The organism is Bradyrhizobium manausense (genome assembly GCF_001440035.1).
In the GTDB taxonomy this organism is placed as follows: Bacteria; Pseudomonadota; Alphaproteobacteria; order Rhizobiales; family Xanthobacteraceae; genus Bradyrhizobium; species Bradyrhizobium manausense.
On sequence record NZ_LJYG01000097.1, the window covers coordinates 1 to 22,310 of the forward strand.

Here is a 22,310-nt window from a genome sequence, read left to right on the forward strand (position 1 = left end):
TCCGTGCTGCACACCTGGGGCTCGGCCATGACCCACCACCCGCATGTGCACATGATCGTGCCGGGCGGCGGCATCTCGCCCGACGGCCGGCGCTGGGTGTCGTGCCGGCCGGGCTTCTTCCTGCCAGTGCGCGTGCTCTCACGCCTGTTCCGGCGATTGTTCCTGGAGCGCCTCGCGATCCTCCACCAGGCCGGGCGCCTGAGCTTCTTCGGCAACGACGCTGATCTCGCCGGAGCACAATCATTCGCCGCATTGCTTGCAGCCTCGCGCAAGACGGAATGGGTCGTCTATGCCAAGCGCCCGTTTGGCGGTCCCGAGGCCGTGCTGGCCTATCTGTCGCGCTATACCCACCGCGTCGCCATCGCCAACAGCCGCCTGATTGCCTGCGACCAGCGCGGCGTCACCTTCAGCTGGAAGGATTACCGGGTCGAAGGCCACGACCGTCAAAAGCGGATGACGATCGCCACAGACGAGTTCATCCGCCGCTTCCTCATCCACGTGCTGCCAAAAGGCTTCCACCGCATCCGCCACTACGGCCTGCTCGCGCGGAGCGCCTGCGCCGACAACGTCGCACGCGCGCGCAAACTGCTCCTCGTCAAGGATCGTAAGGATGAGCCGACCGAGACCATCGACAGCGGCACGCCGCCGTGTCCATGCTGCGGCGGTCGCATGATCGTCATCGAGGTTTTTGAGCGAGGCGCAACGCCTCGCCATCAAGCGAGCCCGCCAACCAGCGCCATCAGGATCGATACGTCATGAGCGCGCAACCGTCATGCTGCAAAGTTGCTCGCCATGCCCGCCGCTCATCGACCGGCCACGGCGGCATACGCTCCAACTGTCAGCTGTCGTTGCCAATCCGCCGACGATTGATCACGTTCGAACCCATCTACCCGTCATTCGCTTGCCCCGCCGCCGTCGCGCAGCTCGCTGCATGGACTCGAACTCCATCGGCCAGCTCGCCTGCAGAGCTCAAATCCCCATAGAGCCCGCCGCACCTTTCCTGCCCATCATGCGCGGTTTCCTCCCTTGGAGGCTTTCGGACGCCGGCCGCCCGAATATGCCGCGCCGTCAGTCACGCGGCCGGCATCCGAAACCCTTCACAAAAGGCGCCTTCGTCCTCGCGCCGGGGCTGGTCCGCTCTGCCCCATTGAGCGGAGCTCAGTCAGGCGCGGCGTAACTTCGCAGATGGGCCACAAGCGGCGGTCGGGCGCGCTTCCACTCCGCTCTGCTTTCGATAGCAGCAGCACAGCCGCATCACCGTGGTTCGGCTAAGGGCCACAAGGGCCTTCAAGAGATAGCAGGGCGGCCAACCGGATTTGCCAAGGCGGACTTGGAGCTTCGTCCCCGGCGGTCGGCGCTGGGAGGCTGGGGCCGCCCCGCTTTGGTAGAGCTTAGGGCGCGGGCGCGGGTCCGCTTAGCTTGGTGTTGACGCTCGTGAATACTCCGGTCAATGCGGTACCAGTGTTCTTGACAGCAGCAATGATTCCGAGGGCGATGCCGGCCGCGATCAGGCCATATTCGATTGCTGTGGCGCCGGTTTCATCGGCTAGAAATCTCTTGACGGCAGACAAATCCACCTCCTTATGGTTGTGATTTTAGCGTGCAACAGTGGGTTGTAACAACCGCTTCATACTCGCGAGCGGATTAAGGATCGCTAAATCCGATCGGTCGATTTGACTGCAATCTGAGATCGAAGGGCCGCTGAACACCGCACGTCTCGTCGAGGTCTGCTCAGGGTCCACAAGCAGGCTTACAATGCTTATACAATCTTAGTCCGCCTTAAGTCAGACGGCGGACATTCCGAGGCTGATGATTGAAGCCAACGAGAGCCGAACTTGGATCGTCAAGCTGCGGGTCCGTCAGGTAGAGATGGTCGTCGTTCTGAATGTCGCACGTCATCCTTGCGCGATGGCTCCGGATGCAGCGTAGGCTTCTCGTCAGCGCGAAGGAAGTTTGCGTGGTTGATCAGTGCGGCCGCGGCAAGTAAAAGGTGAAACGCAGGAACTTTTTGCCGATTTTTCCCGTTTCCGACATTCTGGTTCAGTCATTCGCGGCCCATGCTGCATCGCAACGAACCCTGCCCACCCGCGCCGGTTCCTCCACAGGGCCGGCTGGGCCTTGTCGACATCCTGATCCGGCTGAAGCGCAATCCGCTCGAATGCTGGAGCGAAGACTTCTTTCGCGATCCGATTTGCAAGCTTCGCCTTCCTTTCCTTGACGCGTTCCTGGTTCACGAGCCGCAAGCCATCAAGCGCGTGCTGATGGACAATGCGAAGAATTATCCGAAAGACGCGATCCAGCGCCGGATTCTCTCCTCGGGCCTCGCCGACGGACTGCTCAGCGTCGAGGGCGAGCGGTGGGAGATCCAGCGCAGAGCGCTCGCCCCGTTGTTCGCGCGGCGGACGGTGAATTCGTTCACGAGAGCGATGCTGACGGCAGCAGACGAGCTGGTGGTGAAATGGTCGAAGCTGGGAGCGACCACGATAGACGTTGCCGCGGAGATGACTCTGATCACTCTGAGGGTGCTCACGCTGACGATCTTCTCCGACGGAATCGGCGGCGACCTCGGCGAATTCAGCTCGGCGATGACCGCTTACTTCGACGTGGTCGGGCGCATCGGGGCGCTCGATCTGCTCGGGGTGCCCACCTTCGTGCCGCGTCCCGGCCACGGACGCCTGCGGCGCACGATGGCCTATTTCGAGGGCATCATCGACAGGATCGTTCAGATGAGGCACGAACGGCTTGCCCGGGAAGAGGCCCCCGACGATCTTTTGACGCTCTTGCTGAAGGCGCTCGATCCGTCGACAGGCCAACGGCTGGATTCGACGGAGATCCGCTCGAACATCCTGACGTTTCTTTCAGCCGGCCACGAGACCACGGCAAATACGCTCACCTGGTCGTTCTTTCTGCTTTCACAATCGCCCGAGTGGCGCGCGCGCGTCCGCGAAGAGGCCGAGCGCGAGCTCTCTTCGCCGGACGGCTTGGCCGACCGGCTTGTCGTAGCCAGAGCGGTCGTGGAGGAGGCGCTTCGCCTGTACCCACCGATCGCAGCGCTGAGCCGTTCTGCCCTCGAGCGCGACCTGCTGGGCGACGTCAAAGTCGGGCGGCGCTCGCTGATCGTGATCGCGCCTTACGTGCTGCACCGGCACAGGGCCATATGGGACCGGCCCAATGTTTTCGACCCGTCGCGCTTCCTGCCGGAGGCGCGGTCCACCATTCCGCGCTTCACCTATCTGCCATTCGGCATCGGTCCGCGGACATGCATCGGTTCTTCTTTCGCGCTGCAGGAAGCCACCATCATCCTGGCCGTCCTGATCCGGAACTTCGATATGCGCCTGTCTGCGGACGCCGACGTCTGGCCGGTTCAGCGGATCACGCTGCGAACGGCCAAAGGCCTGCCCATGCGGATCAGCCGCCGCGAACGGCCATGATGGCATAGTACTCCTGTTTTGCCCGACGGGTCAAAGGAAATTCTGCAAAAACGAAATGGACGCGCCGTTCGCGACGGCGCTTCTACTGTGCATGGGGTTGTTTTCAAGTTTTTGCGAGAGCGGCCTGCGACCTCAATCCGCGACCGCGATCGCCTCGATCTCGATCAGCCATTCCGGCGCGGCCAGCGCGGAGACGCCAACGAGCGTCGAGGCCGGCGGCTCCATGCCTTCGAAGAAGGCCGAGCGGGCCTTGCCGATGATCGGGCGCAGCTCCGGCTTGTAGCCGACGACGAAGGTCGTGATCTTGACGATGTTGGCGTAGGTGGCGCCGGCTGCCTTCAAGGCGTGGCCGAGATTCTGCATCACCTGCGTGGTCTGCGCGGCGATATCGCCCTCGCCGACGATCCGCCCCTCTTCGTCCACCGACACCTGGCCGGAGATGTAGATCGTTCGCGCCCCGGAGGCGGTGACGACGTGAGAATAAGCGGGATTGTGGTGCAGGCCGCTGGGGCGGAGATGATCAAGCTTGGGCAACGCTTCCTCCCGAAGTTCATGGTTGGACGGGAGCGTAACCGGAGATGGCGCTCCGGGCTAGTGTCGCCGCTCAATTGCAAGGCTTCTTCAATTACAGGGCTTCTTCAATTGCAGGGCTTCTTCAATTACAAGGCTTGCTGTCCTTGACGTCGAACTTGCCCATCGCGCCCGAGATCACAAAGTCGTTGTAATCGAGCACGAGCTGGCGGGAGACGCCGTTCTCGTAGAGCTCGAACGACATCGCATAGACCGGCGTCTGCTCGCCTTCCTTCTGCTGGGCTTCGCGGTCGAAATAGCTGACCGTCACCGGCCAGCGCGTCAGCGATTTCATGTGCTCGTCGGACGTCGACGGATCAGGCGAGGCGGTGCGGTCTGCGGGGATCGGCTGACCGATCACGGTCAGCGTATTGTAGACCTTCTGGCCGTCATCGGAGCCGTCATAGACGGAGAGCTCCAGCAGCGACTTGCCGTCCTTGGCGGCGGCAATGATGCGCTGGATCTGCTCGGTCGGGAACACGATCTTGCCGTCGAGGGTGAAGCTCTTCGGCGCCGGCAGTTTGAGCTTGACGTTGATGTGGTCGCCGTCGCGCTCCGCCGAGCCGTCGACGAGGCCGGCCTCGGCCTCGTTCATCCGCGTCTCGATCTTGAAGCGATAGCTTTTCCCGGCGGCATCCTCCCAGGAATTGGAGCGGAGGTCGCTCAGCGTGATCTTGCCCTCGCCGCTGTCGAGCTCGGAGACCTGGCGGAATTCGGACGTGTAGCCCTCGCAAGAGCTTCCGGCGAAATTGTAGAGGATGCGGCCGCGCGCGCTGTTGATCGAATTGGAGCGCGATTTGACCAGGCTGAGATCATAGAGCGCCTGGTGCGCGAGGAACGGACCGTTCGCGGCATGCGCGCCGCTACCGGCGCCGAGAGTGGCCACCGCGAGCGCCATCACACCGAGTGAAGTCCGGAAAAGGTGCACCATATCTATTCCCTGGGGACGCGCAGATTCGACACAATAATGACCGTTCCATTGCGTCGCAACTGCGGCAGTTTCACTTAAAGTTGCGCCCCTCCGTCGAACCTTCTGATCTGCCTCGGGAAAATGCAGAGCGCGCCGGCCTCTCGCGGACAAATCCGCTTGCTTGCATGTGGCGGCACGATGGGCGAAACAGGGCCGCCCGGGCAGTTCCCAGACGCACCGGGTTGGGACGCGTTTTCAGACATCGAGGTCGAGACATGGCAGGCACGGTCGAGCAGAAACTGGCGGAACAGGGCATCAAGCTGCACGAGGCCCCCTCTCCCGTGGCCAATTACGTCCCGTTCGTACGATCAGGCAATTTGCTGTTCGTCTCCGGCCAGGTCTGCTTCGATCCATCAGGCAAGCTGATCGCCAAGGGCAAGCTGGGCGCCGGCGTCTCGATCGAGGACGGCGCTGCGGCCGCGCGCGGCTGTGCCGTCAATCTGCTCGCGCAGGTCAAGGCCGCACTCGGCGACCTCGACAAGGTCACGCGCGTGGTGCGCCTCGGCGGCTTCATCAACTCGGCGCCGGACTTCCTGGACGGGCCGAAGGTGCTGAACGGCGCCTCCGACCTGATGGTCGCCGCGTTCGGTGACAAGGGCCGCCACGCCCGCACCACCGTCGGCGTCGCCTCGCTGCCCGCGGATGCGGCGGTCGAGGTCGAGGGCGTGTTCGAGGTCGCCTGACGTTCATGCGTGCTCCGGATTGGCTGACAGCGCGGCCGGTCGCCCATCGCGGCCTGCATGACATCTCCCGTGGCATCGTCGAGAACATGCCGGGGGCGGTACAGGCCGCAATCGCAGGCAATTTTGCCATCGAGGTCGATATCCAGCTCTCCGCTGACGGCGAGGCCATGGTGCATCACGACCATGCGCTCGGCCGCCTCACCGAAGCCAGCGGCCCGGTGGTCGCGAAGACCGCCGCCGAGCTGAAGGCCATCACGTTCAAGGATACGCCCGAGCGGATGATGTCGCTCACTGACCTCTGCGCCATGGTCGACGGCCGCGTGCCGCTGGTGATCGAGGTGAAGAGCCATTTCGACGGTGACCGCAAGCTGGTGAAGCGGATGGCCGAGGTGCTGGCGTCCTATCGGGGCCACGCGGTCGGCATGTCCTTCGACCCCGACCAGGTGCTGGCGCTACGCGAGCTGCTGCCCTCCCGCCCGCGCGGCATCGTCGCGCAGCGGAGCTATGAGGACGAGTACTGGGCCTACCTGACCCAGGAACAGCGCGACACCATGCTGTACCTGCGTCACGGCTTTCAGACCCAGCCGCATTTCGTCGCCTTCAGGGTCGACGACCTGCCCGCGCCCGCCCCCTGGATCGCCCGGAACATCTTCGGCTGCGCCCTGCTCGGCTGGACCACCCGCACATCAGAGCAGCGGACGCGGGTCGCGCGATATGCCGATCAGATGATCTTTGAGGGCTTCGTCCCGTAAGCTTGATGGTCCGGACCCTTGAAGTCGCTGCTGCAATGCACGATCTTGGGCGCAATGGCATCATCCGAAATCACCCTGGAGGCGGTCCCGTCCATTGGCGAAGTCTCGCCGGAGGATTGGGACGCCTGCGCCAATCCTGGCAAGGCTCTCAACGAAAAGGCCTGCAACGGGCATGGCTTGGGAACCTCATCCGGGTTTCCAGGCGATTCGTTCGGCCTGTTAAAGCCCGCCTATAACCCGTTCGTCTCTCACGCCTTTCTTTCCGCGGTCGAGAAATCGGGTTCGGCCACGATCCGCACCGGCTGGGGATCGCGGCACCTCGTGGCCAAGATCGAGGGCCGCGTCGCCGGCGTCGTGCCCTGCTATCTGAAATCACACAGCCAGGGCGAATACGTTTTTGACCGCGGTTGGGCGGATGCTTATGAGCGCGCCGGCGGCCGGTACTATCCCAAGCTTCAGGTCGCTGTTCCCTTCACACCAGCCACAGGGCCGCGGTTGCTGGTGCGCGACGGCGTCGACCGCGAGCGCATCATGGAAGCGCTGGCGAGCGGCCTAGTGGCGCTGTGCGGCGTCAGCAAGGCGTCCTCGGTGCACGTCACGTTCGCGCGCGAGGCGGAGTGGAAGCTGCTCGCCCGGCACGGCTTCCTCCAGCGCACCGACCAGCAGTTCCACTGGCACAATGAGGGTTTTGCCACCTTCGACGATTTCCTGGCGACCCTGAACTCACGCCACCGCAAATCCATCAAGCGCGAGCGGCGCGATGCGCTTGCCGCCGGGATCAGCATTCACTGGCTCACGGGCAAGGACATCACCGAGGACGCCTGGGACGCCTTCTTCGAATTCTACATGGAGACCGGCTCGCGCAAATGGGGCCGGCCCTATTTGACGCGCGAATTCTTCTCACTGATCGGCGACACCATGAGCGAGGATGTGCTGCTGGTGATGGCCCGTCGCAACGACCGCTGGATTGCTGGCGCGATCAACTTCATCGGCTCGGAGACGCTGTTCGGCCGCAACTGGGGCGCAGTCGAGCATCATCCGTTCCTGCATTTCGAAGTCTGCTACTATCAGGCGATCGATTTTGCGATCAAGCATGGCCTTGCGCATGTCGAGGCCGGTGCGCAGGGCGAGCACAAGATCGCGCGCGGCTACCTGCCACGAACGACCCACTCCGCCCACTTCATCGCTGATCCGGGCCTGCGTCGCGCCATCGACGACTACCTCAAGCGCGAGCGCGCCTATGTCGCGGAGGCCGGGCGGGAGCTGGCCGAGTTCGGCCCGTTCCGGAAAGGTATCGACGAGGCGCCTTGACGCGCTCGCGCGGCTGGTGACAGTAAGCGCAAAATTGAGCTCAAAATTCCCGGGAGCCGCCGCCATGACCGCCTATGACCCCAACAACATCTTCGCAAAAATCCTGCGCGGCGAGTTTTCCTGCCACAAGGTCTACGAGGATGAGCATGTGTTCGCCTTCCTCGACATCATGCCGCGGGTAACGGGCCACACGCTGGTGATCCCGAAGGCCCCTGCCCGCAACATCCTCGACATCAAGGCGGACGACTACGCCCACGTCGCCCGCGGCGCGCACAAGATCGCCGCGGCCGCGATGAAGGCGTTCAAGGCCGACGGCATCACCGTGCAACAGTTCAACGAGCCCGCCGGCGGACAGGTCGTATTTCATCTCCACATGCACGTGCTGCCCCGGCACGACGGCGTCGCCATGCTGCCGCCCGCGAGCCGCAAGGAAGACGTCAAGGTGCTGGAAGAGAACGCGGCCAAGCTGATCGCGGCGCTGAAGGGCTGACCGTCATTCCGTCTGGGAATCCCCAGCCTGCGCCGCGGCCAATGGGGTGAACTCGCAGCGATCCGGCTTGATATCGATTAGTGGCGTATTATCGATGCAGTCGAGGCCGCGCACCAGAATCGCATTGCCTTCGATCCCGACCAGCTTGACGATCGAGGTGCCGATCGGATTGGGCCGCACCGGCGAGCGTAGTGAAAAGGTGCCGCGGGTCTTCTCGTTGTTCTTCGGGCTCTGCAGCACGATGTCGCGACGCGACTGGTCGAGCCAGTAGAGCACTTCGAGATTGCTGTAGAAGTCGACGCCCTTGATCGCCGGTATGAACGGCTCAAAGATCTCGAGGCGGCAAATCGGGCCGTCCTGGCGCCCCTGCCGTGGGGTTTCCAGCCGCGAGGTCCAGGGCGTGCGAATGCGGCCGATGAAGACGAGGCCGGCATCTTCCGTGGACGGCAGCTCGATGGCGACTTCGCCCTCGCGGAGCTCGTTTTCGCGAACCATATTTCCGGTTCCTTGGCTATTCGCTGGTGGTTTTAGCCCAACCACCACTTGCCGGCCAGCATGAAGACTTCGCCGGCGACAACGCCCGCGAAGATCGAACGGCGGGTCAGCAAGAAGACGACGAGGCCGGCGGCCACTGCGCCATAGCGCAAGCCATCCGGCACGCTGGCGAGCGCGCCGGGCGGCTGGACCACGATCTGGGCGATGACGCCGGCGAGGATCGCGGTGGCGACCGCCCTCACCCAAACCAGCAACTCCGAGCCCTCATCGATGCCGCCGCCGAACCACAGGCCGAGCATGCGCCAGATCTGGTTGGGCACGACCCCCGCGACGAACAGCACGACCAGCGCATGCCAATCGCCGATCAGTTGCGCAGCGTTCATGCGCGGACCTCGCGCCACCAGTGCACGCCATAGGCGATGGTGCCGGCGGCCACGCCGCTGACGAGGATGTCGAGGCCGGAGTTCATCTTCGCCGCCAGCGGATAGAGCAGGATGCCGAGCGCAAGTGCGACCACGTCGGCAACCTCGCGGCTGTTGCGCGCGGTCGAAAACAGGAAGGATAGCGGCGTTAGCAGCAGGATCGCGGCGCCCAATGCCTGCGTCAGATTGGCGGCGAGGAAATAGCCGACGATGTTTGCGGTGAGACACACCGAGACCAGGCCGAAGCCGAGCCCGTTGACGAAGGCGATGCGCCGCTCGCGCGGCACAAGCGGCAGGAAGCGATGGCATTCGACCCACAGCGTCACCGCCGTGAGATGGGCTGCAAAGAACAGCTCGCGCCGCTTGGTCGTCGGCGTGCGCATCAGGGGCAGCACCGAGACCACCATCGGAAACAGCCTGATCGCACTGACCGTGACCGCGATCGCCGACTGGATGATGGTGGCGCCGGAGCCGAGCGTCGTGATCAGGATGATCTGCGCCGGCCCCGCCCAAACGAACAACGTCGAGCAGAGCGCCCAGAGCAGGCTGAAATGGGTGTCATGCGCGAGCGCGCCGATGCCGAGATAGGTCGCGAACAGGACCAGCGTGAGGATCGTCTGCGTGATCGAGCGCACGCCCCAGGCGAAGGCGCGCCAGGAACTTTGCCATTGCGGGGAATCGAGCGGAGGGAGCGCCACGGGAGCTTGGCCGAGGGTTGCGGAATCGTGCCCGCATAACGGGCAATGCGGATCGCCTCGTCAAGGAAGCCCGCGGCGGGGCTGGCATGCGCGTACAGCCAACGGCCGTCATTCCGGGGCGCCGCGCAATGACAGGAGGTGAGAGGCGCACCGCCTATCCGCTCACGCCGCGGTTCTTCAGCACAAAACATGCCCCGCCCGCTTTGCGAATGCGGTTGCAGAGATCGTCCGCCTCACTTCGCGTATCGGCCCCAATGCGCACCTGGTAGAAAGCGTGCGAGCCGCGGCTGCGCACCACCGAACTGAGCAGGCTCGGATCGCGCTCACCGATCACGCCGCTAAGCCGCGTGACGGCACGGGAATACATCGCCAGTGCCTTGTTGCGGTCGAAGCCCGCGGCCAGCTGAACCCCCCAGATCTTCGCAGCGGCGAGCTCGACATGCTGCTCGAGTTCTGCGACGAACGGGTTCGGCGCGCGCTTCAGCAGCGCCATCAGGTCGCGGCAGCTCGTCGGGGGCGAGCTCGGCGGTCCCTTGCCGCTGTTGCCGGCCTTGGCCCATGTATCAACGCTCGCGCCAGTGATGGCATAGACGTAATTGCGCGTCTGCTCCGGCATGGGACCAGTGCCCGCGAGCCATTCCTGGACCCGCCGCGGACCGGCATTGTAGGCGGCGGCGGCAAGGCCAAGATTGCCGAACTGGTTGCGCAGCTCGTTCAAGAACTCGGCGGATTTCGGCAATGCCTGAACCGGATTGAAGGGGTTGAGAAGCCCGCGCTCGCTCGCGGTCCCCGGCATGAACTGCGCGATCCCCTGCGCCTGCTCGCCGCTACGCGTCACTGGTCCGACCGCATCGGCCTGGAAACGGCTCTCCTGCCAGATCACACGGGCGAAGAATTCCAGCGGCAGGTTGGCATCACGCGCGGCCGCCTCGACGATCAGGCAGATCGACTCCCGCGTGTCGCTCTCGCGCGCGGGCTCGTTCGCTGCCGGCTTTGCCGGCGCCTCGGGGCCAAGCTGGGTCGGAGGGACCGGAGCATCCTCGGCCAGCACCGGCGTGCAAACGAACGCCGCCGCAAGCAGCCACCAGATCAGCTTCTGAGCCCCGACGAATGCCATGTCGCTCCCAAACTCGGCCCTTGAACTCGGCCCCCAAGGCAACTAGCAACGGCGGGAATTAGCAACGTTGAGCCCGGCCAGGATGCAGACAATCTATTTTGATCTCGACGGCACGCTGACCGATCCAAAGCCCGGGATCACCGGTTCGATCCAGTACGCCCTGAAAAAACTCGGGCAAGCGGTCCCTAGCCAGGATGAATTGACCTGGTGCATCGGGCCGCCGCTGCATGCGAGCCTCAAGAAGCTGACCGGAACCGACGCATTGGCCGACCAGGCGCTTCTGCTCTACCGCGAACGGTTTTCCGAGGTCGGGCTGTTCGAGAACACACCCTATCCGTCCATCCACGACACGCTGGCGGCGATCGCCGCAACGGGCGCGCGCATGTTCGTCGCGACCAGCAAACCCGCTGTCTATGCAAGCCGCATCATCGAACACTTCGGCCTGAAACCATATTTCGAGCGGGTGTTTGGTTCGGAGCTCGACGGCACCCGCGTCGACAAGCGCGACCTGCTGCGCTACGCGCTCGACGAGACCAAGGTCGACGCCGCCGGTGCCATCATGATCGGCGACCGCAGCCATGACGTGGTCGGTGCCCGGACCAACGGCATGACGGCGATCGGTGTGCTCTACGGCTATGGCAGCGAGGCCGAGCTCAGGGATGCCGGCGCGCATCACATTTGCGCGGCGCATCCGGAGCTGCTCGGCCATTGCGTCGCCTAAGCGACAGCCGTCTCGACCGCCGCAAGCATTCCCGTCTTCGGATGGCAGTTCAGATATTCGAAGAACTGCTCATCAGCGGCTGCCACCGTAACCTCGTGATAAAGCCGCAGCTTCGCTGACGGCCCCAGCGTCGAGAGATATTTCATCGCCGCGCCGAAGATTTTGACGTGGGTCGGGTGCGATTCCGCCCAGCGCTCCAGTGCAGCCAAGCTCCTCCACCAGCTCTGGCCGTATGATTTTTCACTTGCCTTGCCGTCAGCCGAGAGCACCTGCATGTAGCGGTTGGCATAGCATCCGATTCCGAGCCCGTCATCGCGCAGGAAATCCATGCCCTCGCGCAGCACGGGCTCGACGTCGTCGAGATACAACTTTCGCTCCGACGCTTCCGTATCGCTCCAGTCCTGCCCGGAGCGGATCAGGCAAAGATTGTCGTGCGCCTTCACCCGCAGCCGTGCACCGTCACGGATCAGTTCAGGATTGCCACAAGGCGACATCGGGTCGGTCTGCGACAGCGGAATGCGATCGCGCATGCCGCCCCAATAAGCGTGCTCCTGCACCTCGCCGCTCATGCCCTCGGCGATCGCCGCAACGCCTTCGGGCCTGCCTAACGAGGAGAACAGCGTCTCGTGCCGCGCCACAGCGGGGCGCAACACCTCGATGAAGGTGCCGATGCCGTCGCGCGACGCTCCGGTCCACGCCTCACGTGCCGGGGCAAACCAGGCGTCGAAGCGTGCAATGTCGTCCCAATAGGCCACCGAAACAATGTTGGCGTGTCCGGCCTGGTCGACATAGTGCGCGCGGTCACAATGCGTGGGACCGCCTTCACCGGCAAACAGCCTGCTGATTTCGGCGAGCGCTTCCGTCGCAGCCGCCGATACCGCCCCACGATGCTGCACCCCGAAATAGGCCATCACCACGCGGCTCACTCCGGGTTTGTAGCGCGCCACGAAAGATGGATATGGCGGCTGATAATCATCAGGCACGCGCTTGTGACGCGTGCGCGGGGTTTCGAGATGCGCGGGAATTGCGGATTCCATGATCATACCCTCCCCTCGATCGCCGCGATCAGCTCGCTGCCGCGCCGATTTCCACCGGCTCGACGGTGTCGACCGGCAGCGCGAACTGCTCGACCCGCTTGTACGGCTTCCGGTTGAGCAGCAGCCGCGTGACGTCGGGCCGCGAATAATGCCCGGCGGGATCGGCTGCGTTCTTGGCAACGCCGATGGCGCCGAGATCGATCTCTGCGATCAGCAGGCCCTCCTGGTCCGGCGCGAGCTTGTCGCCGATCTGGCTGCCGTCGGGCCCGTAGATCGCGGCAAACCCGCCGCCGACATGCAGCAGCGCATTCTTGTCCGGCCGGTCGCAGAGCTCGTCGATCATGGCCTGCGACACCGTCGCGCACGGCGCCAGCACGAAGCAGGAGCCCTCCACCGCATAGACGCGCGAGGCGGCGTTGTTGACCTCGGCCCCTAACGCCGGCGCGAAGGGATCGTAGAGCGAGAAGCTCGGCCAGGCCGCGACATGCACCTGCTCGTTCTGGGCGTACATCGCGTATTTCGATAGCGGCTGGAGATGCTCCCAGCAGCACAGCGCGCCGAGGCGGCCGATGTCGGGCCGCGCATGGACCGCAAGATCGCTGCCATCCCCCTCGCCATACACCGTCCGCTCGGCATGGGTCGGCCGCAATTTGCGGCGTTTTGCGATGGTCTCGCCGTCGGGTCCGATCAGCCATTGCGCGAGATAGAGGCTGCCGCCGTCGCGCTCGGAGAGGCCGATCACCGCGGTGAGCCGCGCTTTCCGCACCGCATCGCGCAGCTTCTCGGCCTGTGGACTGTCATAAGACAGCGAATTGTCAAAGTAGCGCTGCACAAAACCGCGGCCGATCGCCCAGGCCGGCGAGTCCAGCCAGATATGCCAGGGGTATCCGGGGATGAACGCTTCCGGAAATGCGATCAGCTTGGCGCCCTTCTCGGCGGCCTCCCTGATCAGCGCGACCGACTTGTCGATCGAGGCGTCGAGATCGAGCCAGGCTGGCGCTGCCTGCACCACCGCGACCTTGTATTTCGGATGTTCGATGCCCATTGCCGCCTCCCTTGCCGGTTGATCCAAAACCACGTCCGATGCAGTCTATTGGGCCAAGCCGGGCGGCTGCGCTCGACCACGGCGGAACAAAAACTCGACTGGCAAGAACACGAGTAGGGATCGCGCCCCGGTACGGAACTTGCCTGCGAACCAGGCTGGATCTGAGCCACCATGCAGTTTGCTGGACGTGAAAGGGGAGGCCTGACGATGACAATCCAGTTCACGACGGACGGCAGCCCCGGCTACCGGCGCCTTGCCCTCTGGCAGGACATCGTCTGCGATGTGTTCGTCGGGCTCGACTGCAAGTCCGACCTCGGCAGCGCCTTTCACGGCTCGGTCACCCAGGCCCCGCTCGGGAAGGCCGTCTGCTCCGAGGTCTGCTCCGAGCGCCAGCACGTCTTCCGCACGCCCTCGCGCATCGCACGTTCGGATCAGGACTATGTCCTCGTTGCACTCGGCAATCGCGGCGATGGCGGTGTGGTTCAGGACGGCCGCGAGACGGTGATCCACCCCGGCGAGTTCGCGCTCTACGACACCACGCGTCCCTATGAGTTGAAGTTCAAGGACACGTTCTCCCAAACCATCTTCAAGGTGCCGCGCGAGATGTTGCAGCGGCGGCTGGGCGGCACCGAGACGCTCACCGCGATCACGTTCGGGACCGATGCGCCGCTCGAGCGGCTCGCCTATGATTTCATCTTCAAGCTTTGCCAAAGCGCAGATCGGCTCGCGCCGAGCAGTGCAGCCGCCCTTTCCGAGCAGGCGGTCGACTTGCTGGCGATGGCGCTGAGCGAACGGCTTGGCGGGACATCGCTGCCGTCCTCGACCCATCGCTCCGCCCTGCTCTACCGGCTCAAGGCGCATATCCGCGCGCGCCTTGCCGATCCCGACCTCTCGCTGGCCGAAACGGCCGCGGCACTCGGCATCTCACCGCGCTATGTCAACGACCTCCTCGCCGACGAGGACACTTCATTCCAACGCCATGTGCTTGCCGAACGTCTCGCGCAATGCCGGCGCGACCTCGCCTCGCCCCTGCTCGCCCATCGCCACATCAGCGAGATCGCGTTTGCCTGGGGCTTCAACGACGTCTCGCATTTCGGCCGCGTCTTCCGCGAGCATTTCGGGATGTCGCCGCGCGATTACAGGCAAAGCCAGCTGCAGCACTAGGATCCGGCCAACTCGATGACATGCGTCTGCACGAGTCCATTCCGCCAGCAAGGCGGGTATGTCAACGCGCCGTAGGACAACACATCTGCTTGCACTACGATCTCTCCCCAAGGGCGCGCCAATCAATCAGCGGCTCGCCGAGGAGCAGTTCGATGGAACACCGACGCTTGGGCCGATCCGGCCTCATGGTGCCCGCTTTGAGCCTTGGCACGGGCACGTTCGGCGGCGTCGGCCGCCTCGCGGCCTGGGGGACGACCGACGCGACCGAAGCGCGGCGCCTTCTGGACATCTGTCTGGAAGCCGGCGTGTCGATGTTCGACACCGCCGATGTCTATTCGCTCGGTGAATCCGAACGCGTGCTCGGTGAAGCCATCAAGGGCCGGCGCGACAAGGTGCTGGTCTCCACCAAGGCGACCTTCCGCTTTGGCGACGGCCCCAATGACATCGGCTCATCGCGCCAGCATTTGCTCGCGGCCGTCGACGGCTCGCTGAGCCGTCTCGGCACGGACTATATCGACCTGTTCCAGCTTCATGGCTTTGATGCCATGACGCCGCCCGAGGAGGTGCTCAGCACCCTCGATGTGCTCGTGCGCACCGGCAAGATCCGCTATGTCGGTGTCTCGAATTTCTCGGGCTGGCACCTGATGAAGTCGCTTTCCATTGCCGACAAGCACGGCTTCCCGCGCTACGTCGCCAACCAGACCTACTATTCACTGGTCGGGCGCGACTATGAGTGGGAGCTGATGCCGCTCGGCCTCGACCAGGGGTTAGGTGCCGTGGTCTGGTCACCGCTCGGATGGGGCCGTCTCACCGGAAAGATCCGCCGCGGCCAGCCGAGGCCTGAAGTGAGCCGCCTGCCCCAGACTGCCGATTTCGGGCCGCCCGTGCCAGACCAACACGTCCATCGCGTCGTCGACGCGATCGACGAGGTCGCCAGGGAGACCGGCAAGAGCGTTTCGCAGATCGCGCTGAACTGGCTGCTGCAGCGCCCGACCGTGTCGACGCTGATCATCGGCGCCCGCAACGAAACGCAATTGCGCGAGAATCTCGGCGCGGTCGGATGGTCGCTGACCAAGGACCAGATCGCCAAGCTCGACGCGGCGAGCAAGGTGACGCTGCCCTATCCGTACTGGCACCAGCGCGGGACCTTCTCCGACCGCAATCCGCCGCCGGTGTGATCGGCTCCCCTAAGAGCCGGCTTGAGCTGCATCAATCCGCTCCACGCTGACCATGGCACCATGCTGGCCCCACGAGGCAACCCGATGCGCCGATTTGCCATGAAGGCTCTGTTCACAGCCCTCAATCTCGACCGTGCAGAGCGGACGCGGATCGACTGGGATCGCCGCATCGTAATTTTCTCTACGGCCGTCACGATTGGGCTGATAGCACTCTACATCTACGGCAAGGCGACCTCGCGCTGGTGAGCGTGCGAACAGCGCGCCGATCCATGTCCCCAGCGCCGCCGGACCTGCTTCCGGCACAGGAACCGGCCGTGTCCTGCCGGGTTGCGATGGGCAGCGCAATTTCCTAATCGAGGGGACACTCACGGCTCCAATCAAGCACGCCCCTACTATGTCGTCTGTCCCGATCGAGCATGCCGACGGCCTGCCGCAACCCCAGCGCAACCAGGCGGTGCTGACGATTGCGCTCGGCATCATCATGGCCGTCGTCGACAGCGCCATCGCCAATGTTGCGCTGCCGACGATCGCGACCGACCTGAACGCGAGCCCGGCCTTCTCGATCTGGATCGTCAACGGCTATCAGCTTGCGATCACGATCTCGCTGCTGCCGCTGGCATCGCTCGGCGAGATCGTCGGCTATCGCCGCGTCTATCTGGTCGGCCTTGCGCTGTTCACGCTCGCCTCAGCCTTCTGCGCGCTGGCGCACACGCTGCCGCTGCTCACGATCGCGCGCATCCTCCAGGGCTTCGGCGCAGCCGGCATCATGAGCGTCAATTCGGCGCTGGTCCGCTTCACCTATCCCCGCAACCTGCTGGGCCGCGGCATCGGGCTTAATGCGATGGTCGTCGCCTTCTCCGCCGCGGTCGGGCCGACGCTCGCCGCCGGCATCCTCGCGGTCGGCAGTTGGCCCTGGCTGTTCGCCATCAATGTGCCGCTCGGCGTGGTCACGCTGGTGCTCGGCCTGCGCAGCCTGCCGCACACGATCCTGGCGAGCCATTCGTTCGACTGGCAAAGCGCGGCGCTCTCGGCGATCACCTTCGGCGTCGGCATCGCCGCGATCGACAGCGTCGGTCATGGCGAGGCGACGCTCACCTGCCTCGTCCAGTTCGCGATTGCGATCGTCGCCGGCGCGCTCCTCATCTACCGCGAGACGCACATGAAGTCGCCGCTGCTGCCGGTCGACCTGCTGCGCATCCCGGTGTTCGGACTGTCGATCGCGACCTCGATCGCCTCGTTCTGCGGGCAGATGCTGGCCTTCGTCGCGATCCCCTTCTACCTCCAGAGCCGGTTCGGCTATTCGGCCGTGCATATGGGTCTGTTGATCACGCCATGGCCGATCGCAGTGGCGTGCGCGGCTCCCCTCGCCGGTCGCCTGGTCGAGCATTATCCAGCCGGCCTGCTCGGCGGCATTGGGCTGACACTGTTTGCCTGTGGCCTCGGCGCACTCGCTTTCCTGCCGGCAAATCCGACCCCGCTCGACGTGGTCTGGCGGATGGCGCTGGCGGGCGCCGGCTTCGGCCTGTTCCAGACCCCCAACAACCGCACGATGATCGCAGCCGCGCCGCGCGAGCGCGCCGGTGGCGCCAGCGGCATGCTGGGCACCGCGCGCCTGCTCGGCCAGACCACTGGTGCGGCGCTGGTTGCGCTGTTCCTCGGCCGCTATCCGGTCGACGGGACCCGGATCGCTCTGCTCGCCGGCGTCGGATTTGCGCTCTGCGGCGCCGTGCTGAGCATGTTGCGGCTGTCGCCGGCCGGCGCACGCGGCGCCGAGCACGTCCGCATACAGGACGATCAGCGTCTGCGCGGCGAATAACACCGCCCACCACCCAAACAAAAAGGCCGGCTCTTCAGCCGGCCTTTTCGATTCATGATGCGCCGATCAAGCCTTGACCAGCGGGCCCTTCGAGGTCGGCCCCTTGGAGCCGCCGGGGCCGCCCGGCTTGTTGGGCTTGCCCGGCGGACGCTTGCGGGCGGGCAGCTTTTCCTGCTTCGGGGTGACCGGCCCCTCGACGAACTCGAAGCCGATCTTTTCCTTGGTCTCGTCGGCCTCGTCCTTGACCAGGACGACGCGAACGTGGCCGCCGCCCTTGAGCTTGCCGAACAGCACCTCGTCGGCCAGCGGCTTCTTGATGTGCTCCTGGATGACACGGGCCATTGGCCGCGCGCCCATCTGCTCGTCATAGCCGTGCTGGATCAGCCAGGTCTTGGCGGGCTCGGACAGCTCGATGGTGACGTCGCGGTCGCCGAGCTGCGCCTCGAGCTGAAGCACGAACTTCTCGACCACGGTGCCGATCACCTCGACACTGAGATGACCGAACGAGACGACGGCGTCGAGACGGTTGCGGAATTCCGGCGCGAACTGCCGGTTGATCGCCTCGTGGTCGTCGCCTTCCCGCTTGGAGCGCGTGAAGCCGAACGCCTGCCTGGCCAGATCCGCCGCGCCCGCATTCGTGGTCATGATCAGGATCACGTTGCGGAAGTTGACCTGCTTGCCGTTGTGGTCGGTGAGCCGGCCGTGGTCCATGATCTGGAGCAGCACGTTGTAGAGATCCGGATGCGCCTTCTCGATTTCGTCGAGCAGCACCACGCAATGCGGATGCTGGTCGACGCCGTCGGTGAGCAGGCCGCCCTGGTCGAAGCCGACATAGCCGGGAGGCGCGCCGATCAGCCGCGACACGGTGTGCCGCTCCATATACTCGGACATGTCGAAGCGCAGCAGTTCGACGCCGAGCGTCGCCGCGAGCTGCTTGGCGACTTCGGTCTTGCCGACGCCGGTCGGACCCGAGAACAAATAGCAGCCGATCGGCTTCTCCGGCTCGCGCAGGCCGGCACGGGCCAGCTTGATCGACGCGGCAAGCGACTCGATCGCCTTGTCCTGGCCGAACACGGTGCGCTTCAGGGTCTGCTCGAGATGCTTGAGCACTTCGGCATCGTCCTTCGACACGCTCTTCGGCGGGATCCGCGCCATCGAAGCGATCGTGGTCTCGATCTCCTTGATGCCGATCGTCTTCTTGCGCTTGTTCTCGGCCACCAGCATCTGCGCCGCGCCTGATTCGTCGATCACGTCGATCGCCTTGTCGGGCAGCTTGCGGTCGTGGATGTAGCGCGAGGACAGCTGCACCGCAGCCTCGATCGCCTCATTGGTATATTTCAGCCGGTGGTAGTCCTCGAAATAAGGCTTGAGGCCCTTGAGGATGGCGATGGCGTCCTCGACCGTCGGCTCGTTGATGTCGATCTTCTGGAAGCGCCGCACCAGCGCGCGGTCCTTCTCGAAGTGCTGGCGATATTCCTTGTAGGTCGTCGAGCCCATGCAGCGGATCGTGCCCGAGGCGAGCGCCGGCTTGAGCAGGTTCGAGGCGTCCATCGCCCCGCCCGAGGTCGCGCCCGCACCGATCACGGTGTGGATCTCGTCGATGAACAGAATGGCGTTGGGATGCGCCTCGAGCTCCTTCAGCACCTGCTTCAGGCGCTCCTCGAAGTCGCCGCGATAGCGCGTGCCCGCGAGCAGCGTGCCCATGTCGAGGGAGAACACGGTGGCGGCTGCCAGGACCTCCGGCACTTCGCTGTCGACGATGCGCTTGGCGAGGCCCTCCGCGATCGCGGTTTTGCCGACGCCGGCCTCACCCACGAACAGCGGATTGTTCTTCTGCCGGCGGCACAGCACCTGGATGGCGCGGTTGATCTCGGAATTGCGTCCGATCACCGGATCGATCTTGCCGTCGCGCGCCTTCTTGTTGAGGTTGACGCAATAGGTCTCGAGCGCCTCGCCCTTCTTCTTGGAGTCCTCGTTGCCTTTGGTCTCGGTTTCCTCATCGACGCCGCGCACGGGACGCGCCTCGGAGACGCCCGGCCGCTTGGCGATGCCGTGGCTGATATAGTTGACGGCATCATAGCGCGTCATGTCCTGCTCCTGCAGGAAGTACGCGGCATGGCTCTCGCGCTCGGCGAAGATCGCGATCAGCACGTTCGCGCCGGTCACCTCTTCACGACCGGAGGACTGCACGTGGATCACCGCGCGCTGGATCACGCGCTGGAAGCCGGCGGTCGGCTTGGCGTCGTCGGCGCCATCCGTCACCAGATTCTCGAATTCGGTCTCAAGATAATTGACAAGGCTCGTGCGGAGCTTGTCGAGATCGACGCTACAGGCGCGCATGACCGCGGCTGCATCGGAGTCGTCGATCAGCGAGAGCAAAAGATGCTCGAGCGTCGCGTATTGGTGATGACGCTCATTGGCGATCGCCAGCGCACGATGCAGGGATTGTTCAAGGCTTTGGGAAAAAGTCGGCATTCGCGTCCTCTGTGGCCCCCACCATCATGATCGCCATCGCCCGGTCAGGCAACAACAACCTTTGTCACATATAGTTATACAAGATCGCGGCAAAAGACCGGTTCCGCGACTCTACGGGCATTGCGCGCCCACCGCATCCTCAATGCAAAACCCGTTCCGATTTGGGCAAAACTACCCATTTGGGCAGGACAGACGCCGGCGGTGAGTCGGCCGGATCACGCCGCGGCATGCGCTGACGTCACACACCGCACGAACAGAAGCACTCCAAAGAACGCCGGATTCGAACGCGCGGTTACTTCTTTTCCATCACACATTGCAGGGGGTGCTGGTGCTTGCGGGCGAAATCCATCACCTGCGTCACCTTGGTCTCGGCAATCTCGTAGGTGAACACACCGCACTCGCCGATCCCGTGATGATGGACATGCAGCATGATCTTGGTCGCGGCCTCGACGTCCTTCTGGAAGAATTTCTCCAGCACATGGACCACAAACTCCATCGGCGTGTAGTCGTCGTTCAGGATCAGCACACGATAGAGGTTCGGCCGCTTGGTCTTGGGTTTGACCTTGGTAATGACAGACGTGTTCGGACCCGCCGGGCCCCCGGAACGGTTCTCGTCGTTGCTCATCCGGGGAGCATGGGCGGCGGCCGCCGCGGACAGATCGAGTCTGGAAGTCAATTGCAGCATGGCTCAGGCGTTCAAATTCCCCACGGAAGCGTCTGACGGTCCGCCGCGCCGCCCACACGCGTGGGTCTCGCGCCGGCGCGCCGCCTTGTCGGATCGCCGCTTCCAACCGGCCCGGTCGAGCCGGGTCGATTGCAGCCAATATGGGCCCGCCCCCGGCTCGCCGCAAGCTTGCAAAGGCCCAGCCGATGCGGCCGCGGCGCCCCGATTCCCGGTCCGGGCGATCCTGGACGAGGTTAGTCAATCCAGACCGGTTTGACAAAAACTTCCCGCCCGCCTGTTCAGAACACGCTGATCAGGAACCTGACATCGACATGACCGCGACGTTTCGGCCCGGCCATTCCTCCGGGTTTCTACGGTCCGCTTCATCCGTTGTTCAACGCTGTGGCGTGAGATCCAGCAAGACCACAATGACGCCGTCGTCATCTTTCGCCGGCCCGCTGACAGCCGCCCTTGACGAAGGCGGCCCTATTTCAATGCGCTGCTCGTCGATACGTCGCGCTGCCGAACATCACGCTCACCGCGGACCTACACCGGGCGCGCTACGCGAAGAGAGCCCCGTGCTAAATAAAAAAGCCCGGCTGATGCAGCCGGGCTTTGTGATCCGGAGTTCAGAAAATTACTGGGCAGCCGGGGTGAACTTCGACACGACCGTCTCAACCGGCTTGAACGCCTGCTTGGCGAGGTCGCTGTAGAGGCCAGCGATCTTCTGCGATTCCGCGACGAAGGTTTCGTAAGCGGAACGGGCGAAATCGGTCTGCGCTTCAAGCGCCTTGTCCAGCGACTTCACGCCGGAAAGCTTCTCGACGAACGACTTGGTGTCTTCGAACGACTTCTTGGTGTAGTCGCCATAGGCGCTGGCGATCGCCTGGAGGCCGTGCTGCACCGAGGTTGCGGAGGCAACGTAGGTCTCGAAATGCTCTTTCCCGTAGTTCTGGAAGTCTTCAACCTTGAACATCTTGGAATCCTTTTTCCCTGGCTCGCGTCCGGAAGCCCCGGCTCCCTGACTCTGCCCACAAATAGTGCAATGCACAAAAAAGTCAAGAATCTTGTGCGGCGCACAAAAATCGGCAGCAGTTACGGAAATTCCAGGGCTTTCCCGCAAGGGTTTCTTAAGCTTTTGGAAACCGCCAGCCCCTACCCTGATTCCCTGGACGTGTTCGCTTCAGCAGGCGGCCAAAAGCCGTTTGAGAACATCACCTTAGCCAGAACAGCGGCTCAGGCCCAACGTCCCCCGCAGTGAACACCAGCGG

24 protein-coding genes are annotated in these 22,310 nt (G+C 64.1%); 12 read left to right on the plus strand and 12 right to left on the minus strand.

Annotation, left to right across the window (positions count from 1 at the left end):
* A partial coding sequence (locus tag AOQ71_RS22960; RefSeq protein ID WP_205668176.1) for an IS91 family transposase occupies window positions 1-759 on the plus strand: 759 nt, incomplete at its 5' end.
* 632 nt (window positions 760-1,391) lie between these two features.
* Here the strand turns inward: AOQ71_RS22960 and AOQ71_RS22965 are convergent.
* Window positions 1,392-1,571: a Flp family type IVb pilin gene (locus AOQ71_RS22965; protein ID WP_057751786.1), complete on the minus strand. Its 180-nt coding sequence runs from the start codon at window positions 1,569-1,571 to the stop codon at window positions 1,392-1,394.
* A 486-nt stretch (window positions 1,572-2,057) separates the two neighbouring features.
* On the opposite strand from AOQ71_RS22965, the gene AOQ71_RS22970 reads away from it, so the two are divergent.
* Window positions 2,058-3,431, plus strand: coding sequence for a cytochrome P450 (locus AOQ71_RS22970; RefSeq protein ID WP_057751438.1), 1,374 nt, complete (start codon window positions 2,058-2,060; stop codon window positions 3,429-3,431).
* 132 nt (window positions 3,432-3,563) lie between these two features.
* On the opposite strand, the gene AOQ71_RS22975 is transcribed toward AOQ71_RS22970, so the two are convergent.
* Together AOQ71_RS22975 and AOQ71_RS22980 are read right to left on the minus strand one after the other, a co-directional pair.
* Window positions 3,564-3,965 (minus strand): RidA family protein, encoded by a 402-nt coding sequence (locus AOQ71_RS22975; RefSeq protein WP_057751440.1) that lies wholly within the window; start codon window positions 3,963-3,965, stop codon window positions 3,564-3,566.
* Window positions 3,966-4,086: 121 nt separating this feature from the next.
* Window positions 4,087-4,932, minus strand: coding sequence for a cell envelope integrity EipB family protein (locus AOQ71_RS22980; RefSeq protein WP_057751442.1), 846 nt, complete (start codon window positions 4,930-4,932; stop codon window positions 4,087-4,089).
* 254 nt (window positions 4,933-5,186) lie between these two features.
* Here AOQ71_RS22980 and AOQ71_RS22985 point away from each other — a divergent pair, with 254 nt between their 5' ends.
* The 4 genes from AOQ71_RS22985 to AOQ71_RS23000 all read left to right on the plus strand — a co-directional run bounded on the left by AOQ71_RS22985 (window position 5,187) and on the right by AOQ71_RS23000 (window position 8,207).
* A complete protein-coding gene (locus AOQ71_RS22985) occupies window positions 5,187-5,654 on the plus strand; it encodes a RidA family protein (protein WP_057751444.1) in 468 nt (155 codons plus the stop codon).
* A gap of 5 nt (window positions 5,655-5,659) precedes the next feature.
* Window positions 5,660-6,406, plus strand: coding sequence for a glycerophosphodiester phosphodiesterase (locus AOQ71_RS22990; RefSeq protein ID WP_057751446.1), 747 nt, complete (start codon window positions 5,660-5,662; stop codon window positions 6,404-6,406).
* A gap of 54 nt (window positions 6,407-6,460) precedes the next feature.
* Window positions 6,461-7,717, plus strand: coding sequence for a GNAT family N-acetyltransferase (locus AOQ71_RS22995; protein ID WP_057751791.1), 1,257 nt, complete (start codon window positions 6,461-6,463; stop codon window positions 7,715-7,717).
* A gap of 64 nt (window positions 7,718-7,781) precedes the next feature.
* Entirely contained in the window at window positions 7,782-8,207 is a 426-nt protein-coding gene (locus AOQ71_RS23000) for an HIT domain-containing protein (protein ID WP_057751448.1), read from the plus strand.
* A 3-nt stretch (window positions 8,208-8,210) separates the two neighbouring features.
* Here AOQ71_RS23000 and tsaA read toward each other — a convergent pair whose 3' ends face one another.
* The 4 genes from tsaA to AOQ71_RS23020 all read right to left on the minus strand — a co-directional run bounded on the left by tsaA (window position 8,211) and on the right by AOQ71_RS23020 (window position 10,939).
* Window positions 8,211-8,702 (minus strand): tRNA (N6-threonylcarbamoyladenosine(37)-N6)-methyltransferase TrmO, encoded by a 492-nt coding sequence (gene tsaA, locus AOQ71_RS23005; RefSeq protein ID WP_057751451.1) that lies wholly within the window; start codon window positions 8,700-8,702, stop codon window positions 8,211-8,213.
* A 32-nt stretch (window positions 8,703-8,734) separates the two neighbouring features.
* Window positions 8,735-9,085, minus strand: coding sequence for an AzlD domain-containing protein (locus tag AOQ71_RS23010; protein ID WP_057751453.1), 351 nt, complete (start codon window positions 9,083-9,085; stop codon window positions 8,735-8,737).
* Window positions 9,082-9,822: an AzlC family ABC transporter permease gene (locus AOQ71_RS23015; RefSeq protein WP_057751455.1), complete on the minus strand. Its 741-nt coding sequence runs from the start codon at window positions 9,820-9,822 to the stop codon at window positions 9,082-9,084. Before AOQ71_RS23015 ends, AOQ71_RS23010 begins: the two co-directional genes overlap by 4 nt.
* A gap of 154 nt (window positions 9,823-9,976) precedes the next feature.
* Window positions 9,977-10,939 carry a lytic transglycosylase domain-containing protein gene (locus AOQ71_RS23020; protein ID WP_057751457.1) on the minus strand — a complete coding sequence of 321 codons (963 nt, stop codon included), beginning with the start codon at window positions 10,937-10,939 and terminating at the stop codon, window positions 9,977-9,979.
* An 82-nt stretch (window positions 10,940-11,021) separates the two neighbouring features.
* On the opposite strand from AOQ71_RS23020, the gene AOQ71_RS23025 reads away from it, so the two are divergent.
* Entirely contained in the window at window positions 11,022-11,660 is a 639-nt protein-coding gene (locus AOQ71_RS23025; RefSeq protein ID WP_057751459.1) for an HAD family hydrolase, read from the plus strand.
* Here the strand turns inward: AOQ71_RS23025 and AOQ71_RS23030 are convergent.
* Entirely contained in the window at window positions 11,657-12,697 is a 1,041-nt protein-coding gene (locus AOQ71_RS23030; RefSeq protein ID WP_057751796.1) for a phenylacetaldoxime dehydratase family protein, read from the minus strand. The two genes, AOQ71_RS23025 and AOQ71_RS23030, sit on opposite strands and share 4 nt — an antisense overlap.
* Window positions 12,698-12,725: 28 nt before the next feature.
* Window positions 12,726-13,742 carry a carbon-nitrogen hydrolase family protein gene (locus tag AOQ71_RS23035; protein ID WP_057751462.1) on the minus strand — a complete coding sequence of 339 codons (1,017 nt, stop codon included), beginning with the start codon at window positions 13,740-13,742 and terminating at the stop codon, window positions 12,726-12,728.
* A gap of 207 nt (window positions 13,743-13,949) precedes the next feature.
* Here AOQ71_RS23035 and AOQ71_RS23040 point away from each other — a divergent pair, with 207 nt between their 5' ends.
* From AOQ71_RS23040 to AOQ71_RS23055, 4 genes are all read left to right on the plus strand, one after another.
* Window positions 13,950-14,906, plus strand: coding sequence for an AraC-like ligand-binding domain-containing protein (locus AOQ71_RS23040; RefSeq protein WP_057751464.1), 957 nt, complete (start codon window positions 13,950-13,952; stop codon window positions 14,904-14,906).
* A gap of 152 nt (window positions 14,907-15,058) precedes the next feature.
* On the plus strand, window positions 15,059-16,084 hold the full coding sequence (locus AOQ71_RS23045) for an aldo/keto reductase (protein ID WP_057751466.1): 1,026 nt from the start codon (window positions 15,059-15,061) through the stop codon (window positions 16,082-16,084).
* 84 nt (window positions 16,085-16,168) lie between these two features.
* Window positions 16,169-16,330, plus strand: coding sequence for a hypothetical protein (locus AOQ71_RS46365; protein ID WP_167353994.1), 162 nt, complete (start codon window positions 16,169-16,171; stop codon window positions 16,328-16,330).
* Window positions 16,331-16,478: 148 nt separating this feature from the next.
* Window positions 16,479-17,900 (plus strand): MFS transporter, encoded by a 1,422-nt coding sequence (locus tag AOQ71_RS23055; protein WP_057751471.1) that lies wholly within the window; start codon window positions 16,479-16,481, stop codon window positions 17,898-17,900.
* 66 nt (window positions 17,901-17,966) lie between these two features.
* On the opposite strand, the gene clpA is transcribed toward AOQ71_RS23055, so the two are convergent.
* From clpA to AOQ71_RS23070, 3 genes are all read right to left on the minus strand, one after another.
* Window positions 17,967-20,375: an ATP-dependent Clp protease ATP-binding subunit ClpA gene (gene clpA / locus AOQ71_RS23060; RefSeq protein ID WP_057751473.1), complete on the minus strand. Its 2,409-nt coding sequence runs from the start codon at window positions 20,373-20,375 to the stop codon at window positions 17,967-17,969.
* A 292-nt stretch (window positions 20,376-20,667) separates the two neighbouring features.
* Window positions 20,668-21,000, minus strand: a complete 333-nt coding sequence (clpS, locus tag AOQ71_RS23065; RefSeq protein ID WP_027530069.1) for an ATP-dependent Clp protease adapter ClpS — start codon at window positions 20,998-21,000, stop codon at window positions 20,668-20,670.
* A gap of 676 nt (window positions 21,001-21,676) precedes the next feature.
* The gene (locus AOQ71_RS23070) at window positions 21,677-22,015 is read right to left on the minus strand and encodes a phasin family protein (RefSeq protein ID WP_057751475.1); all 339 of its coding nucleotides are present in this window, start codon (window positions 22,013-22,015) and stop codon (window positions 21,677-21,679) included.
* Window positions 22,016-22,084: 69 nt separating this feature from the next.
* On the opposite strand from AOQ71_RS23070, the gene AOQ71_RS45290 reads away from it, so the two are divergent.
* Entirely contained in the window at window positions 22,085-22,300 is a 216-nt protein-coding gene (locus AOQ71_RS45290) for a hypothetical protein (RefSeq protein ID WP_157083628.1), read from the plus strand.
* Window positions 22,301-22,310: the final 10 nt, after the last annotated feature.

What these genes read in the sequence shown, in the direction of transcription:
- AOQ71_RS22970 (WP_057751438.1), top strand. Translation starts at nt 2,058, where the DNA reads ATGCTGCATCGCAACGAACCCTGCCCACCCGCGCCGGTTCCTCCACAG.
- AOQ71_RS22980 (WP_057751442.1), bottom strand. Translation starts at nt 4,932, where the DNA reads ATGGTGCACCTTTTCCGGACTTCACTCGGTGTGATGGCGCTCGCGGTG.
- AOQ71_RS22985 (WP_057751444.1), top strand. Translation starts at nt 5,187, where the DNA reads ATGGCAGGCACGGTCGAGCAGAAACTGGCGGAACAGGGCATCAAGCTG.
- AOQ71_RS22990 (WP_057751446.1), top strand. Translation starts at nt 5,660, where the DNA reads ATGCGTGCTCCGGATTGGCTGACAGCGCGGCCGGTCGCCCATCGCGGC.
- AOQ71_RS22995 (WP_057751791.1), top strand. Translation starts at nt 6,461, where the DNA reads ATGGCATCATCCGAAATCACCCTGGAGGCGGTCCCGTCCATTGGCGAA.
- AOQ71_RS23000 (WP_057751448.1), top strand. Translation starts at nt 7,782, where the DNA reads ATGACCGCCTATGACCCCAACAACATCTTCGCAAAAATCCTGCGCGGC.
- tsaA (WP_057751451.1), bottom strand. Translation starts at nt 8,702, where the DNA reads ATGGTTCGCGAAAACGAGCTCCGCGAGGGCGAAGTCGCCATCGAGCTG.
- AOQ71_RS23010 (WP_057751453.1), bottom strand. Translation starts at nt 9,085, where the DNA reads ATGAACGCTGCGCAACTGATCGGCGATTGGCATGCGCTGGTCGTGCTG.
- AOQ71_RS23020 (WP_057751457.1), bottom strand. Translation starts at nt 10,939, where the DNA reads ATGGCATTCGTCGGGGCTCAGAAGCTGATCTGGTGGCTGCTTGCGGCG.
- AOQ71_RS23025 (WP_057751459.1), top strand. Translation starts at nt 11,022, where the DNA reads ATGCAGACAATCTATTTTGATCTCGACGGCACGCTGACCGATCCAAAG.
- AOQ71_RS23030 (WP_057751796.1), bottom strand. Translation starts at nt 12,697, where the DNA reads ATGGAATCCGCAATTCCCGCGCATCTCGAAACCCCGCGCACGCGTCAC.
- AOQ71_RS23035 (WP_057751462.1), bottom strand. Translation starts at nt 13,742, where the DNA reads ATGGGCATCGAACATCCGAAATACAAGGTCGCGGTGGTGCAGGCAGCG.
- AOQ71_RS23040 (WP_057751464.1), top strand. Translation starts at nt 13,950, where the DNA reads ATGACAATCCAGTTCACGACGGACGGCAGCCCCGGCTACCGGCGCCTT.
- AOQ71_RS23045 (WP_057751466.1), top strand. Translation starts at nt 15,059, where the DNA reads ATGGAACACCGACGCTTGGGCCGATCCGGCCTCATGGTGCCCGCTTTG.
- AOQ71_RS46365 (WP_167353994.1), top strand. Translation starts at nt 16,169, where the DNA reads ATGCGCCGATTTGCCATGAAGGCTCTGTTCACAGCCCTCAATCTCGAC.
- AOQ71_RS23055 (WP_057751471.1), top strand. Translation starts at nt 16,479, where the DNA reads ATGTCGTCTGTCCCGATCGAGCATGCCGACGGCCTGCCGCAACCCCAG.
- clpA (WP_057751473.1), bottom strand. Translation starts at nt 20,375, where the DNA reads ATGCCGACTTTTTCCCAAAGCCTTGAACAATCCCTGCATCGTGCGCTG.
- clpS (WP_027530069.1), bottom strand. Translation starts at nt 21,000, where the DNA reads ATGAGCAACGACGAGAACCGTTCCGGGGGCCCGGCGGGTCCGAACACG.
- AOQ71_RS23070 (WP_057751475.1), bottom strand. Translation starts at nt 22,015, where the DNA reads ATGTTCAAGGTTGAAGACTTCCAGAACTACGGGAAAGAGCATTTCGAG.
- AOQ71_RS45290 (WP_157083628.1), top strand. Translation starts at nt 22,085, where the DNA reads ATGCACAAAAAAGTCAAGAATCTTGTGCGGCGCACAAAAATCGGCAGC.